13 protein-coding genes are annotated in these 14,732 nt (G+C 63.7%); 1 reads left to right on the forward strand and 12 read right to left on the reverse strand.

Features of this window, described 5'->3' with window-relative positions:
* Positions 1 to 24: 24 nt before the first annotated feature.
* From ACQCS0_RS05425 to ACQCS0_RS05480, 12 genes are all read right to left on the reverse strand, one after another.
* Positions 25 to 633 (reverse strand): hypothetical protein, encoded by a 609-nt coding sequence (locus ACQCS0_RS05425; protein ID WP_426940056.1) that lies wholly within the window; start codon positions 631 to 633, stop codon positions 25 to 27.
* Positions 630 to 1,220: a hypothetical protein gene (locus ACQCS0_RS05430; RefSeq protein ID WP_426940057.1), complete on the reverse strand. Its 591-nt coding sequence runs from the start codon at positions 1,218 to 1,220 to the stop codon at positions 630 to 632. The genes ACQCS0_RS05425 and ACQCS0_RS05430 overlap by 4 nt, the downstream gene beginning before the upstream one ends.
* The gene (locus ACQCS0_RS05435; RefSeq protein WP_426940058.1) at positions 1,217 to 3,697 is read right to left on the reverse strand and encodes a sigma-70 family RNA polymerase sigma factor; all 2,481 of its coding nucleotides are present in this window, start codon (positions 3,695 to 3,697) and stop codon (positions 1,217 to 1,219) included. The genes ACQCS0_RS05430 and ACQCS0_RS05435 overlap by 4 nt, the downstream gene beginning before the upstream one ends.
* Before the next feature lie 78 nt (positions 3,698 to 3,775).
* Entirely contained in the window at positions 3,776 to 5,503 is a 1,728-nt protein-coding gene (locus tag ACQCS0_RS05440; RefSeq protein ID WP_426940059.1) for an NERD domain-containing protein, read from the reverse strand.
* A 52-nt stretch (positions 5,504 to 5,555) separates the two neighbouring features.
* Complete coding sequence (locus tag ACQCS0_RS05445) at positions 5,556 to 6,098, reverse strand: DUF6036 family nucleotidyltransferase (protein ID WP_426940060.1); 543 nt, start codon at positions 6,096 to 6,098, stop codon at positions 5,556 to 5,558.
* Entirely contained in the window at positions 6,088 to 6,633 is a 546-nt protein-coding gene (locus tag ACQCS0_RS05450) for a hypothetical protein (RefSeq protein ID WP_426940061.1), read from the reverse strand. Before ACQCS0_RS05450 ends, ACQCS0_RS05445 begins: the two co-directional genes overlap by 11 nt.
* A gap of 74 nt (positions 6,634 to 6,707) precedes the next feature.
* Positions 6,708 to 7,778 carry an RNase H family protein gene (locus tag ACQCS0_RS05455; protein ID WP_426940062.1) on the reverse strand — a complete coding sequence of 357 codons (1,071 nt, stop codon included), beginning with the start codon at positions 7,776 to 7,778 and terminating at the stop codon, positions 6,708 to 6,710.
* Positions 7,779 to 7,865: 87 nt separating this feature from the next.
* Positions 7,866 to 9,179: a TY-Chap domain-containing protein gene (locus ACQCS0_RS05460; RefSeq protein ID WP_426940063.1), complete on the reverse strand. Its 1,314-nt coding sequence runs from the start codon at positions 9,177 to 9,179 to the stop codon at positions 7,866 to 7,868.
* Between the two features lie 155 nt (positions 9,180 to 9,334).
* Complete coding sequence (locus ACQCS0_RS05465) at positions 9,335 to 10,336, reverse strand: sigma factor-like helix-turn-helix DNA-binding protein (RefSeq protein WP_426940064.1); 1,002 nt, start codon at positions 10,334 to 10,336, stop codon at positions 9,335 to 9,337.
* Between the two features lie 121 nt (positions 10,337 to 10,457).
* The gene (locus tag ACQCS0_RS05470; protein ID WP_426940065.1) at positions 10,458 to 11,090 is read right to left on the reverse strand and encodes a hypothetical protein; all 633 of its coding nucleotides are present in this window, start codon (positions 11,088 to 11,090) and stop codon (positions 10,458 to 10,460) included.
* Positions 11,091 to 11,224: 134 nt separating this feature from the next.
* Positions 11,225 to 12,754, reverse strand: coding sequence for an ADP-ribosylglycohydrolase family protein (locus tag ACQCS0_RS05475; RefSeq protein WP_426940066.1), 1,530 nt, complete (start codon positions 12,752 to 12,754; stop codon positions 11,225 to 11,227).
* On the reverse strand, positions 12,751 to 13,713 hold the full coding sequence (locus ACQCS0_RS05480; protein ID WP_426940067.1) for an ARPP-1 family domain-containing protein: 963 nt from the start codon (positions 13,711 to 13,713) through the stop codon (positions 12,751 to 12,753). Before ACQCS0_RS05480 ends, ACQCS0_RS05475 begins: the two co-directional genes overlap by 4 nt.
* 93 nt (positions 13,714 to 13,806) lie before the next feature.
* Here ACQCS0_RS05480 and ACQCS0_RS05485 point away from each other — a divergent pair, with 93 nt between their 5' ends.
* Positions 13,807 to 14,475, forward strand: coding sequence for an NrtR DNA-binding winged helix domain-containing protein (locus ACQCS0_RS05485; protein WP_426940068.1), 669 nt, complete (start codon positions 13,807 to 13,809; stop codon positions 14,473 to 14,475).
* Positions 14,476 to 14,732: the final 257 nt, after the last annotated feature.

The following is a 14,732-nucleotide window of genomic DNA, read 5'->3' on the forward strand; positions in this document are numbered from 1 at the left end:
TAGCAACCGGCACTGACAAAACTGCTACGGAACTTCATCGTCGCTGTTCCCGCTGTTCCCGCTGTTCCCGCTGGCGCCTGCAGCGGCGGCAAGTAGGCGGTCAAAGCTAGTTATTCCGTAGTCAGGAGGGGTCGCGGAGATGGCGATGCGCGTTATCCGGGCCGCGCTGTCTACACGTTTCCCCGCGGGATTCCGGGCCGGCTCCGGCGGTTGCTCCGTAGTCGCCTGGAGCTCCAGCCCGGGGACACCGTTAACGAGCAACGGGAGGGGCTTACTATTTTCGATTTGGGTCCTGAGCTGATCGGACGATAACCGGTGTTCAATATTTCCTGTCAGCCCCACGATGATGTCGTTGACGGTTGCCGTCAATTGCGCCAGAAATTTGCGTTCGGCGGAAGCCTTCGCCCTGATGGCAAGCGCCGTGAAGATGACCGCGAATGCAGCGGTAAAAAGGGTGAGTGCCCCGCCGCTCCTGAGGCCCGGCACGAAAATCATGAGGATAAGTCCCAGAACAGCGCCGATCAGGACGAGCCCTACAAAGAGGTTTCCGCCGTCCTTCGCTGGCCGGCCACTCCACTGTTCGGATGTAAAGCTACTGATAAGGCGCCACTCGGGCTGGCGATTCGGCATCATTTTTCCCGTTTCGCTTCGAGCAGGGCTTCGGCCAGGATGATGGCGTGCCGGGCGTCCTGGAGATCAGTGCGCAGGCCGGGGTCAGGCTCCACGACCGCAGCCGCGTCCGCCGTACCGCTGAGTTCACTGATCGCCCTGCTTAGGTTTTCGCGCTCCTGCGAGAGCATCCGGGACGACGTCAGTTTGATCTTGCTCTTCTCCAACCCGTTGAGGGAGCTGGTGATCTCCGCGCAGCGCGCCCGGACAGCGGTTAGCCGCACATCGACGCGTTGCGTCCTGTTCCTAAACAGCGGTTCCATCCTGAGCGCAACCTCACGTAGTTCGGTCAGGGAAGTTCGCCGTCCAGACTTTCCAGAGGTGCCTGCCAAGAGCTCGTCGCACCGGCGAAGCCGCTGCTCCCAAAGCTGGAGTCCGGCAGTGTTCTGCCTCAACAACAGCGCCAGGATCTCAACGGTTTTGTCTAGGCTGCTGCGCCGGACCTTCAGCTTGGCGCTGGCGGCGTCGAGGCGGCCGATGAACTCCTCATAGTTATCAACTGGCGGCGGACTTTTGATCGGCCATGGCAGCCTTCTTGGCCCCGCAGTCACGCTGCGCCAGCTTCTGTGCCCCTGGTCGCGGTGACGCCGCCAAAGTTGTACTCACGAAGGCACTGGGACCGTTCCGGCTCGCGGAGCAGTGCCATGGTCTTGGATTCGATCTGGCGGATACGTTCGCGGGTCACGCCGTAGACCTTCCCAATCGCGTCCAGCGTCTTTTCCTCTGCGTCGTCCAGGCCGAATCGCATGGCGATGACCCCGGCTTCCCGCTCGGTCAGCGTGTCCAGCACCGAGTGGACTTGGGCTTTGAGCTGTTCCTTGGCGATATGTTCGACAACGTCTATGTGCCAGGGATCCACGAGCTGTTCGGCCAACGGCTCCGTGCCGCCCCTGCCGTCCGGAACCAGGAAGTCCAGTGAATACACGGGTCTATCCAGGGAAAGGAGTTGCTCGACTTTTTCGGCGGAGTTGTCCGTGAGCCTTCCAAGCTCTTCGAGGCTGTACACAAGACCGTTCTTCGCGGCTTCTCGCTGGACAGACAGTACTTTGTGGATCTGCTCCACCATGTGAACTGGGAGCCGGATAGTTCGGGCTTGGTCCGCCAAAGCACGTGTCACAGCCTGCCGGATCCACCACGTCGCGTAGGTGGAGAACTTAAATCCCAGCGTGTAGTCGAACTTGCAGACTGCTCGGTGAAGGCCAATATTGCCCTCCTGAATCACATCCAGGAAATCCATGCCCTGATTGGTGTACTTCTTGGCGATGGACACGACCAGCCGGAGGTTTGATTCCAGCAAGGTGCCAGCGGCGCGCTCGCCCAGCAGGGCAATCGCGCGGAGCTCCCGCACCTCCTTGCGTCCGCGGGAACTACCGTCCGCCAGGAGGTGCGAGGCGAATAGTCCGGCCTCGATCTCCTGGGCGAGCTCCACTTCCTGCTCAGCACTCAGCAACTCAGCGCGCCCCGCCCGGCGGAGATAATCGGAGACTGCATCGTCGCTGAATCCTTCCACGCCGGCAAGTTCCTCCGGCCACTCCGGATCTTCGAGGTCGAAACCCACGGGGGCCTGATCATCCAGGGGACGTTCAATGATGCGGGCAACCATCAGGGGTTCCGGAACGGTAGGTTCCTCAGGCTCCGGTTGACTGAGGAACTCCTGCAACCCGTTCAGGGTCGTCTTGATGTCGAAGAACCCAACATTGCGGGCGAAGGGCAGAACCTTGCCCAGGAATTCCTCGCCCTGTACGTCGGGGTCTTCCACCGTGCCCTTGGAATAGAGGACAACCAGGCGTCCGGCCCGTCCATCAGCTTTTCTGCGGATGACACGGCCAAGCCGCTGCACCATCTGGCGCTGGCTGCGGTTGGCTGCGACGATCACCCCGAGGTCAGCCTCGGGAACGTCGATGCCTTCATCAAGCAGCCGGGGTGCGGCCAGGATCTGGCTGACGCCGCTGCGGAAGTCCTCCATGCCCTGCCGCCGGTCCTCCTTGGCCATCCCGCTGAACAGCGCGGACGCATTGGACCCCATCGCGGTGTACAGCTGTTGGGCCCGCCGCGCGGACTCCTGGGTCTGCGTGAAGACCAAGGTGCCGTGCGACTTGTCAACCGTTTCCTTCAGAGCCGCGAGGGCGTGATACTTCGTCTTAGCCTCGGCCAGCAGAGTGAGCCGGGATGCCATGGCCCGCATGTACTTGCGGGCCACCGTCGCCTCCCTGCTGGGCGAGTCCGAGGCCGCAAGCGCAGCCACCGCGGCGATGAACTGGTGGAAGGGCCGGCGGGGGATTCCTGCATAGGACTCCAGATTGCGCGCGGCCTCGGACATGGTGCTGGAAAATTCGTCGTAATCCGCCTGTTCAGACGGAGTGAGGTCGACGCCCACTAGCGCGATGTCGAACGGTGCGATGACCTGGTCCTTCAATGCCCGGTCGTACCAGAGGTTGTAGATGACGCCGCCGAAGTAGGGAGTTAGGAGGTTCTCGTGCTCCCCGTCGGACCTTTCGTACGTCGCTGTCAGGCCGAGTCGCCAGACGTAGCCTTCCTGGAGGGCGCCGGTGAACATGGGGGCGGCGTAGCGGTGGCATTCATCGGCGATGATGAGTCCGGCCTTGTGGGTACGCAGCGTCTCGCGGTTGGAAGCAGAATGAACGATGGCCACGAGGATATCGACGTAATCGATGGAATCGGACCGGCCGTCGCCAAGGGCGCCGCGCCGGGCGTTCGGCAGGTCGCGCCGCAGGGAGGCCAGCCACTGGAGCTGGAGCTCGGCAGTGGGTACCAGAATGAGGACTTTGATGCCTTGCCGGACTGCTTCGAAGGCGGCGGCTATACCGACGCGGGTCTTACCGGAACCGGTGACGGCCTCTACGACGCCGCGGCGGCCGTTCGAGTGCCAGGCCTTCAATGCTTCCTGCTGCCAGCCATACAGGAAGGCGTAGTCGTAGGAAGCAGGAACCGCCGCGGGCGGAACCGGAGCGGGCACCCGCGGAAGCGTTGCAACCGGGTGCGGCCCGGCGTCGACCAGTTCTGGCATTTCATCCCCCATTGGACGGTTCTGGATCTAATGCCTGGAGACTATGGCGGGGCACCGACAATTAAGGCGGGAACTCCACTACGCGTCTTCGAACACCGGGTTCCACGCCTGCGTCCGCGACAATGCGGCCTTCAGTTCCCGCCCGCCGGCTTCCTCCAGCAACGTCGAGTCTCCAACAACCACCAACAGGCTTCGCGCCCTTGAGAGCCCGACGTAGAGCTGTTCGGCTGCCCGGTCCATGTCTTTGAAGCCGTTGACGCAGAGAACCACCACGGACCGCTCCAGGCCCTTGAAGCCCAGCACATGACCGTAAAACTCGGCGTCGTTGGCGTGGAACTCACGCCAGTAGTCCTCGGTGGCCCCGCGCTGGTAGAAGTCCAGGTGAATCGGGTGCCGGTCCTTGGTGGTGAGCAGCGCGATCTGGTTATTGGCCCAGCCCTCGTCGATCAGGGCGTCGAGGCAGTCTCCGGCGACGTCGAGCGCCTCCTCGGTGGGGCAGTCGACGAAGCGGACGGGCAGCCCGGTGCTGCCCCGGGGTGTGAAGTGCTCTCCTGCGAAGGGTTTGAAGGTTTCGGCGATTTTCCGGGTGTTGCGGAGGTTTTCGTCGACGTGAATGGGCACGAAGGTGGCCGTCGGGCCGTCGGTGAGGTCCGCCGTCGCGCCTCCCCACCGGCGGTAGACGTCCTGCCGGTCATCCATGAACGCGTACACCTCGCCGGCGTCGGGGTCGGTGGTGCAGGCGAGCAGCGCGTCCCACCATAGCGGGGCGAAGTCCTGGGCTTCATCGACGACGACGGCGTCCAGCCGCTCGGCGGGGTCCATCGAGGCTGCCAGTTCCTTTAGGAGGCGCGGCATCTCGATGTCGAAGTAGTCCTGTCCCGAGCCGTCCGCCACGCCCAGCCCGCGCACGTACTCGTGGAACTCGCCGGTAAACACCGGCTTAGCCTGCCGCCACGTGGACACGCGGTCCTGAAGGTATTGGCCCAGGCCCTTGTTGTAGCAGAAGAGACCAACACGTTTGCCCTGTTTGCTGAGGACGCGGGCCTTCTCCACGGCCAGCCAGGTCTTCCCGCTGCCGGCGCCGCCGGTGAAGCGGATCCGGGGGAGTGACCGGGTGGCCTGGAGCAGCACGGATTGGCGCTCGGTGAGGTGTTCCTGGGCGGCCTCATCCTCCCGGGCGGACGTGGAAGGTACGACGGCGGTGTCCAGGTTTCCGCCCAGCTTGCCGACGATGCGCTCGAGGAAGGCCGGGGCCAGCGGGGCTGCTCCGCCGCCTTCGGTTTCTATCGCCCGGCGGACGAGGTCCGCCGGGGACTTGTTGTCGGTCTCGTCAAGAAGAAGTGAACGGGGGCAGCCGGCCATGGCCCATTCCTGGGGGACCGGGCTGTAGGGAAGACTCACCAGGTAGGCGGCGCGGCTGCTCACCCGGGTGCCAAGTTGAGTTTCAAGCCAGTTCTTCAGGGCATGCAGCGAGCTCTGCGACTGAGCAAGCGGGTTTTGGATCTTGTGCCCGCCCGACCGATCGGACTGGTGCCACTGCCCGTCCGTGATGCTGACCTGGCCGCCCTTGACCTCGATCGCGGCCATGCCGACGCCGGGCCACAGTACGAGCAGGTCAATCTCGTGCTCACTCCGGCCGTCACGGACCTGGACGGAGTGGGCCAGTACGCATTCGTCGGGCAGCGTTTTCCTGAGCGCCTCCCAAACGGCTCTTTCGGCGTGGTGTCCCTCGCCGAATTCCGGTTCTTCCGGTATGCACCTCAATGACTGCCCCCACCCGATATCGAGCGCTGTCGATTCTCTCAAGTAAGGCTAATGTGGCCCCGTCGCCGTGCAGGAGCGACACGCGTCACGATGGTCAGGGTTTCGTGAACCCGTCAATCCAGTTCAGGGCACGGTCACGCCGGGTCTCGTCATTGGCCACCGACGTCAGCCGCTGCGCGATGACGGCTGCGTCCACGAACCCGCGGGCGAGTAGCGCGCCGACAAACCGGTGGTCCTTTTCCCTGCCGGCGATGAGCTTGGCGGCGCAAAGGTCATGCGGTTCGAGGCAGAGGCCGGTTCGGCCGTTGGTGTTGTCGTTGCTGACCGGGACCAGTCGGGTGGTCCAGCCAAGGGGCAGTACTGCTGTTTGGCGCCCAACGCCTTGGACGTAGAAGCCGTGGGTTGCGTGGAAATCGGACATCTCGCCGATTGCTGCGTCCAGTTCGGTTGCCAGTGACTGGGCATCGTCATCTTCCAGCGGGCAGACGTCTACTTCCTCGGACATGGTGGCCTCACGGGGTAGCTCGTTTTCTGTCCAGCTGCCCAGTATCGACTGGCTGCCGATGATGATGACGGCGTCGTTGCTGATGATTTCCGTTGCTGCCCGGATCGCATGCTCAAGTTCGCTACGAAGCACGGCGGGAGGCCTTATGGATGGCGAGGACGCGCTCTTCCTGGGAGAGGACTCCGGCGAAGGGGGTCATCTGCCGCAAATCGATCGATCGTTCGTCTGGCCGCAGCATGACGTCAACCAGCTTGTTGACGTCACCGTTGAGGAGGGATTCCCATTCGTTGACCCAGCCTTGAGCGAGGGTGCCCCGGGTTCTCTCACCTGTGGCCTTAAGGTTCAAGCGGGCTTTGTTCAGAACGATTTCAGGTTCTTTCAGGACTTTTTCGGCCACGGCGCGGTGAAGTTCGTACGAGACTCGCTCTTCACGGCGTTCCATCGGGGGGCGGCTGTTCCGGGCTTGCTGAAGCAGCTTCTGGCTGACGGAAGGACTGACGCCGAGTGCTCCAGCAATGGCACGTACCGTCATGCCTTGTGCCCAGAGGGCGAATACAGCCTCCCCCCGCTCTTGGGCGGCGGCCATCATTTCCTGCCGGGCTTGCTCGGACGCCGCAGCGGAGGTCTTTGCCTTACGGATCAGCTCATCCGTTATTGATGCCGCCATGCTTGTATCCTACCCCCGTACAACCCCAGTCGGAACAGGGCCCACGGACTGGCGCTCCGGGAGCTAAGCGCTGTTCAGGCAGCCAGGTCCAGGTGTCCTTGTTCGACGATGCCGGCGGCCATGCGCAGAGTGTCGTCGGCTGGGAGGCCGGCTTCTTTGTGCCTGCGGGCCATAACCGCCAGCCGGTCAGCGAGAACGTTCAGCTTGTGATCCGAGTGGCCTTTGACCCAACCGAACTGGATGTTGGCGTGTGCGGCCAGCGTTTGGATCCGCTGCACTTCTTCGCGGCAGGCTGACGTCGATTGTCCGTGGTGGAGGCCCCCGTCGTTGAGCATTCTGACGGCCGTGAGGTTGTCCGACGACACGGTGACGGCGCAGCGTCCGTCCAAGACTCCCGTGTATGCGTACTTGGCAGCACCGAGGGCCAGCCGGATCGCACGCAGCTCGCCATCCAATATGCTTCCGCCGCTGACGGCCTTCAGGCCCGGGCGAAGCGGCAGGCCCTTTCCGAAATCCAATACCCGGCCGTGCCCTGCCCAAGGAGTGCGGTGTCCGATCGAGGCATCCGTGGCAATCTCCAGCTGGCAAAACAGTGCATCAAGTTCATCGGCGATGGCGTTTTCTGTGGCCACTACGCCCGCCGCCGGGGGATAGGAAACATCAACATGAAGCCGAAGTTCCCGCAGCCGTTCACTGGCAGCGTCCAGCACGGAAAAGACCGGTTCTCTGCGGCCGGGATCAAGGCCAGTCACTGCGCGGACAACCTCCGCGTAGGCTTTGCCGCAGTACGGCCCGGCTGCGGCCTCGGCGATCCATCCGGATCGAACTCCGACAACAGTTGACTCAACCGTTCGTGCCACGGCCCACAGGACGAGGCCGGCATCCAACAATTGCCAGATGCGCTCGCCGTTTTGATACAGGACTTCGGCAGCCACAGAGCAGCGGTGCTGAAGCGCCTTGAATCGCTGATTCTCTCCCCGTTCTGCGATTCGGGTGCTGAGGACACCCATCACCTCCCAGCTGCTCATGTTCGTTGCCTTGGCAATGGACCAGATTGGATCCCCTGCCAGGAAGCCATTGATAACCTGCGCGATGACCGCCTGTTGATCTCGGGCGGGTAATGGATCGAATCGTTGAGTCGTCATGATGTGGTTCCTAACTCGGCATTGTGCAGGGTTTGGGTCTCTCCATGAAGCACTTGACTGACGGCTCCGCGGGACGGTCCGGGAATATCAGGGACGCGTCCCGACATTCCACCTCAACTCTGTCGCCTCCACCGGATGGCGGCCTCGTTGGATGGCCAGGAGAATTTGGGCAGCGGCTTCCGTTCGCGGTACCCCTTCCTTGAGCCAATTGGTGTTTTCCGGGCTGGGAGCCGACCAACCGTTGTCGGAGAGCCAATGCGTGCTCATGCGCCACTCGTGAGGAGCAATACCCAGATTGGAGACGATTTCGCACATAACTCCATCGCTGCCAGGCGTCGCTCGAGCATAGGGCGCGGCGGTATGACTGTACTGGATGTGCAAAAAGAAACCGGATGGCAGTGCTTCGATTGCTTCGCCAACGAGGTTCTCGACGACCCGCCATTCTTCGAATTCCCTGGCTTCCCAAGCGTTAAGCTCTTCCAGCGTTCCCCAGCCGGAGTCGTAGTCAATGTATGAGGGCTCGCCATCGACGGGCTCCGCTTTCTCCCGTTGGTCCGACGGGAGAATGGTTTCCATCGCCGCCTCCCAGCTTCCGTAATGGCGGATCATGGCGAGGGCCGACGGCCGGTCGGTGCCCATGGCAGAGTCGGCAACCACCCAGCGATCGTAGGTCCCGATGTCCATCGGAGAGTCAACGCCCAGGCATTCCTCCGTGAAGTCGTCGAGGGCATGGAAGTAGTCGTCCCGGCCAAGACGGGCTTCGGCGGAGGGAAGTGCCAGGCCCACGACCGTTAGTGCGTCTTCCCAAAAACCCCGGCCGTAGCGGCCCCGCAGCCTGGGTGCAGGCACAGGCCATGGAGCCGCAGGATCCCGCGTGATCATGCCAAGTTCACGCGTGACTGTCCGGGCGTTGTCCTCATATTCCTGGTAAGCGAGGGTCGTGATACTCCCCGTCCGGATGGCGCGGGCAGTTGCTTCGATGACCGCCAGGATATCTGCAAGATGCCGGTACGGGACCTCCGGGCGCAGCAGGTGCCTGAGTTCGGCCACGGCGTCGAGCGACATCTTTCCGAGCGCCAGTTTGTAGTCGGGTTCGATCCCGTGATGCTTTCCCGCCACGAAAAGAAGGCTCAGCTTGTCTCCGGCGCGCCGAGGTTCAACGGATAAGGGGCCGCTGGGAATGCCCAGCAGTTCGATTGCCATCTCAATGTCAAGCTGAGTGCCCAGGGCTGTCAGGATCGTCGGGATGTCGTTCCGGGCGATGCCTGAGGCAGACAACCGATCCACGAGTTCTTCGTTGGACCGGAGCGCGATGGCCGTGGCTACGCTTCGCCGCCGGACGGACCGGAAACGTTCGAGCTCGTCGGACTGGTCCAGGACGGAGGCCATCGACTTAGCCAAGTCGGATATTTCTACGCCATGGGCGGCGGCAATGGTCCGCAAGGGATCACCGCTTCGGTAGGCTGCCCGCTTTGCTCCTGCCGAATCATCAGGCATGCCCAGAAACGCCCAGAGATCAGTAGCTGGCCCTTCCTCAGTTCCCCCCAAGATCGCACCTACTCCTGCGCTGAACGGACGGCGTCCGCCCACGTACCGTAGATGTTTCGCACTGAAGCCCCGGATGGCCGGTCGTGACCAGCAGCAATCTCCTGTTTGACCCACATGTCGTACCCGGAATAGGTGGCCTTCGTTTCCGCTGCCAACGCATGGAAGCAGTAGTCGCGCACGGCGTCGGCATAGTCTTCGCGGGTGAATTTCAGCAGTCCCTTCGGGCGGCCTTGTGTGGTGGTCCCGATGCCCATGGCTTCGAGTGCCTCGTTCCAGCCGCCGAAGCGCTTCATCACGGTTTGCCGTGTGGGCGGCCACGGGAACGCTCCCTGCCGGGATACCAGACCCAGGGCCACCACGAGCTCTTCGCGCAGCTCCTGGTAACGTGCGCCGGTGATACTCGCCGACGGGTTTTCCGCGACGAGCTTCTGGGCGGCACCAATGACGCCCAGAATGGTGGCCACGTCCTCGGGCGAGGCTTCGGCGGATTCCAGGGCTGCCCGCAGCTCGCTCATGAGGGACAGGTCCAGGTTGACTGCTGCCCACTCACGGTCAGGCGAAAGGTTTCGGTCCGAGCCCAGCAGGAACCAGATGCCGGCAGCCAGCGCCTCCTTGGAGAAGATGTCGTCTATCTGCGCCTTGGAGAAGAGAATTCCCGACCCCTTGAGAGCATCCTCGGCCAGTTCGACGTCGATCGCCGGGTAGAGTGCCTGCAGTTTCAGTACGGCGTCCGGCCGGGTCACGCCGCGCCTGGCCATCTGCCGCGCCAGGTCACCATATTCGGCCATAAACGCACCATGGGCGGCCTTTATGGCTGCTTCACGAGCCGCGATGCGGTTCTTCCGCGATGCCTCGGCATTCGTTCCGCCCACTTTGGCGATGATCTGCCGGACGCGCTCTCGGGTGATGCCGAAGCTCTGGCCGATGGCATCGAGGGTCTCGCCGTCGGCGTAGCGCTCAACCATGGCAGCGTCGCGCTGTTCCCTGCTGAGTTCAGGAGTTGTTGTCATGGTCGTATTCCTATCAGCTGCCTCGGACATTATTCGACAGCCGCCCGCGTGGCCCTACGGGTCAGGCGGGACACTGGCGTCCTGGCCGGGAAGAAGGCCGGAGAATCGATCGGGAAACTTTTCAGAGCCTCCCGACGGCCTTCTCCGCGTGGGTACCTTCGCCAAAGTCCGGGTCCGCTGGAGCGACTCTTCGTGCCCCTCTCTTGGTTTCCTTGAACGGGGCAAGCCCAAACTGGGCGCGGATATCAGCTAAATCGCGCGTATTCCGGTCGATCTGCCGAACCTGCGCTTTCTCGACAAACCAGGCAAGGATGCGAACCGCGATAACGAGGGGTACCAGCAACAAGAGGCCCCAGCCCGCTGCAACGATAAACTCCGGCATGGTGAGGAACGCGTTCTTCAACGCAATGACGTTATTAACGCTTCCCGTTAGGCCGTCCAGAATGTCATTCAGAGTGTCGGTGATTGGCTGGAGGATCGGACCTGCAGACAGTTCGGGGCTGTCAATCGTTGCATCTTTCCCGTCAGACCAGCGTGGATCCATGAGATGGGCAAGGATGTAGAACACCACTGCGAGGTTGGCCGCAGCAAAAGCCACCGTGGCTGCAAGCAAGGCAGTGACGGCCTTCGCGGCAATTTTCAGCGGCGAAGAGACAGGGCCTCCGATGAAAAATAAGACGCCGATAGTCAGTGCAGCGATCCATACAAGATTCTTGAACGTATCTACGCTGGCTCCGCCGAGCAATTCCATCACAGGTATCAATCTTTCCACTGCTGCGCATTTGCAGGCGCACGGTTCCCAAAGCTCCGGCCACCGCAGCGCAGCGCTGCTCCCCGTTGAGATCAGAAGTTATTGTCAGCTCATATTTCTATCAGAAAGCTCGGACGTTATTCGGCAGCCGCGGGCGTGCCTTCAGCAATCATCGGAGCGGCGCCGCCCGCACCCCCCAATACCTCCAAAAAGAAGGGATTCGGCCGGGCATTCGGCAACGCCCGCTGCACGTCGGCCAACGCCTCCAGCGAAGTGACCCCAGCCACCCGCGCCCCGTACAAAGCGGCCACCGTTGGCGTCCGGGACTCCGCCCGCACGCAGTGCAGCAGTACCGTCTTGCCCTCCGCCCGGTAGCGTTCGACGGCGGCCGCCGCCTCCCGGAGCACAAACCCCGCGTGGGCGTTGTCCCCGGCAACGGAGGAGTCGATGATCCAGAAGGTCGCATGGTCGGCGACAGCCACGGACGGAACATCGTCCACCCCAAGCCGGCAGAGCGAGACGACGGCATCGATCCCCAACTCCGCCACCCGCGCCACGGAACCGACGCCGCCCAGCCACACGCCGTCGTCGTGCGGGTGTTGGACCAGCACGTCGGTGCGGCTCCACATGCTGTAGTCGTGCCGCCCGTCGCGGGGCCAGGAATCGTGACGGCGCCCCTCGCTGCGCCCCAGCTCCATGCCCAGCATCATCAGGTCCCGGGCCCGCAGGCCCGGCCACCCGTGCAGATGCTGGCGCCACTCGAAAGGCACAGCGGTGAAGCCGTAAGCAGCGCCCAGCAGGCCGCCGGCGATGGCGGCCACCGTGTCCGTGTCCCGTCCGCCGCGCACCGCTTCCTCGAGCGATGCCCGCAGGTGGGCCGGGCCGGACGCCGACAAACCGGCGAAGTGGATGGCGCTCCAGGCACCCTGGAAGGCCTCCACCACCCAGCCGTTCCGGCTGAAGTCCCGGGGCCGGGAGCGCTCGGCAGTCTCGATCCGGTCCAGCCAAACGGCAGCACGGGAGGCGGGCAGCAGCGGCAGGCCGGTCCGGACGTCGAGACGCCCCGTCAGCACAGCGTGCCGGATCGCGACGCACCACAGCCCGCAGGCCTCCTGCGCGTCCTGGTCGGCGTGGGTGAGCGCGCTGACCACCCCGGCAGCAACCATCAGTTCAGCAGGATTCCTATCCAGATACGCCAGGGCGAGCGGTGCGGTGCGCATCAGCGAACCGTTGCCGGCGCTGCGGCCGGTCCGGGCATGGAAGTCCGCTGCAGCGGTAGAAAAGTCTCCGGCATCAACTTCGCTCCGCCCGGCAGCGGCTGCCATGCGCTTCGCTGAAGAGATGACCGAGCTGGTCTGCGCGCCCACGTCCTTGGCTCCGGCCGCCCAGGCGGTCCAGCCGCGGACCATCATGGTCAGCGCGGACTCAGCATCGGGGCCAGTGGAAGAAACGGAATCAAGCAGGGCCTCGGCGATGGTGATGGCCATCGAGGTGTCGTCGGTCCATTCGGCGGGCGCGAAGCCGAAGGGGCCGCCGCCCTTCATGGTTACTCCGGTGCCGTCCGGCAGCGGCGCGCCGAATTCGTAGCCGGCACCGAGGGCGTCACCGGCTGCCAGGGCGACGAGGACGCCGGCCGCGCGGTCATTCTGCAGTGAGTTCAGTTTCATGCGATCTCCATCAGGGTGTGGCGGGTGTTCCAGCCGGTCAGGTGGGCCAGCTCGGGTTTGCGGTGGGGGAGTTCGACGGCGATGCCTGCCGCCGTGATGGGTCCGGCGGTCCGGCTGACGTTGCGGCTGCGGAGGCCGCCGCGGTGGTGCCGGACCTCCAGTTCGGGCAGCCCGCCGTCGAACGTTCCGAAGTCCGTGGCTTGAACCGCGGCGGCGAAGTCGCGTGCCAGCTGGGCGGGCATGGACCTGGACGCCCGGATCTTCGGGGGAAGGAGTTCCACGTCCAGGAGGGCGGATTCGATGAGCTGGCGGTAATGCCGGCGGAACAGGGTGTGGGTTCCGAAGACCTCCAGCAGGAGGGGCTGGGAGCCGAGGCCGATCACCACGCCGCGCTGCCCGTCGAGCGGGGCCGGGGCATCGGAGGCGGTGAACGGATCGTCACGATCCTGCGTGAACCGGTCCAGATGGTCAAGCAGCGAGCTGGTCACCGACGGCCCGCGTACGGCGTCGAAACGGCTGACCCGGTTCCAGATCCGGCCTTGGCGGTCCGATCCACGCGGATCGTCCGAGCCGGCGGCGAGTTCGGCCCAGACGTTGAGCGGGGCGCGCCGGGCCTGCCGTCGGTGGCTGCTTTGGCCGGCTTCCCAGCGGCCGGCCTCCACGCAGTAGGTGTCGATGTCGCGGGTTTCGCCGGCGCCGAGGAGGACGTCCCTGGCACACGTGCGGTGCTGCTGGCCGCCTTCGAGCAGTTCACCTTCGAGCAGGAGCGCGGGGCGCGGGCCGTTGTTGGTGACGGTGAGGCGGGGGACCTGCGCGCCGCTGGCCAGCTCGCTGACGGCGACGTCCGCGTGGGTGCCGGTGCTGATCCCCAGCTCGCCCGGCGCCGCCGTCCAGACCGGGAAAATGCTGAGCGGGCCGACTGTTGCGCCGGCCCCGACGTGAAGCTGTTGAACCTTCATGATGACCTCCAGAATCTTTAGCGCGAATCTGCGCTAACTCCCTCCAGTATGCATGGCTTGTTTGTTTTGAGCAATAGTGAAATAAATAAACTTGTGAAGACTCCACAGGATGCGGACAGCCCTTCCCTGCTCGACTACCCTCGGCCGTCGGTTGCGGTGGACACCGCGGTCCTGACTGTGGCGGAAGGGAGCCTTTGTGTTCTCCTGGTCCGGCGCGGGGAGGATCATCAGCACGGGAAGTGGGCGCTGCCCGGGACATTCCTCCGTGAGCGGGAGACACTAGCCGGCGCGGTGCTGCGTTGCCTGCGCGAAAAGGCGGGAATTTCCGGCCGCATTCCCCGGCAGCTGCACGTCTTCGACGAACCGGGCCGGGACGACCGCGGCTGGGTGCTGTCCGTCGCGCATGTGGACGTGGTGCCTTTGGCGGCGCTGGCAGAGGCGTTGAAGCACGACGGCGTCCGGCTGGCTTCCGTGGGCGGGGAGCCGGAGCTGATCGCCGGGCTGCCGTACGGGCACGCGGAGATTGTTGCGAAAGCGGTGGAGTGGATGCGGGCGGCTTATGCGGAGTCGCCGGATCCTGGTGCGCTGCTGGATGAGCCGTTCACGCTGAAGGAGTTACGGGACCTGCATGAGGTTGTGGCGGGCGCGTCGCTGATGCGCGACACGTTCCGGCGGTTCATGGAGCCGCAGCTGGCCGGGACCGGGCAGATGTCCGACGGGACGCGGGGGAGGCCTTCGCGGTTGTGGGTGCGCGAGGAGTAACTAGTTCGAAATAAGATCTGCACCGGCACATTGATTCGATTTGCGAGCCGCAGCGAGCTGCAAGAGTAGGGTCACTATATGTCAATTGCCTCGTTGTCTCCCATCAGTTCGCTAAATAACAATTTGCTGGTCTTAGAATCAGCCGCAGTTTTGTCCCTCTTCAAAACGGAAAATATAGCGTTGTTGGATTACATTCTCGGGGATGGAACTCAGAATGATATCGGGCTAGAGTTTTTGGTTCCCAAAAGCGCAGACGA

The sequence above is a fragment of the Pseudarthrobacter sp. S6 genome (assembly GCF_050156575.1).
In the GTDB taxonomy this organism is placed as follows: Bacteria; Actinomycetota; Actinomycetes; order Actinomycetales; family Micrococcaceae; genus Arthrobacter.

Bases quoted from the DNA above. Each gene is read 5' to 3' on its own strand.
- ACQCS0_RS05425 (WP_426940056.1), bottom strand. From the start codon at position 633: ATGATGCCGAATCGCCAGCCCGAGTGGCGCCTTATCAGTAGCTTTACA.
- ACQCS0_RS05435 (WP_426940058.1), bottom strand. From the start codon at position 3,697: ATGCCAGAACTGGTCGACGCCGGGCCGCACCCGGTTGCAACGCTTCCG.
- ACQCS0_RS05450 (WP_426940061.1), bottom strand. From the start codon at position 6,633: ATGGCGGCATCAATAACGGATGAGCTGATCCGTAAGGCAAAGACCTCC.
- ACQCS0_RS05455 (WP_426940062.1), bottom strand. From the start codon at position 7,778: ATGACGACTCAACGATTCGATCCATTACCCGCCCGAGATCAACAGGCG.
- ACQCS0_RS05465 (WP_426940064.1), bottom strand. From the start codon at position 10,336: ATGACAACAACTCCTGAACTCAGCAGGGAACAGCGCGACGCTGCCATG.
- ACQCS0_RS05475 (WP_426940066.1), bottom strand. From the start codon at position 12,754: ATGAAACTGAACTCACTGCAGAATGACCGCGCGGCCGGCGTCCTCGTC.
- ACQCS0_RS05480 (WP_426940067.1), bottom strand. From the start codon at position 13,713: ATGAAGGTTCAACAGCTTCACGTCGGGGCCGGCGCAACAGTCGGCCCG.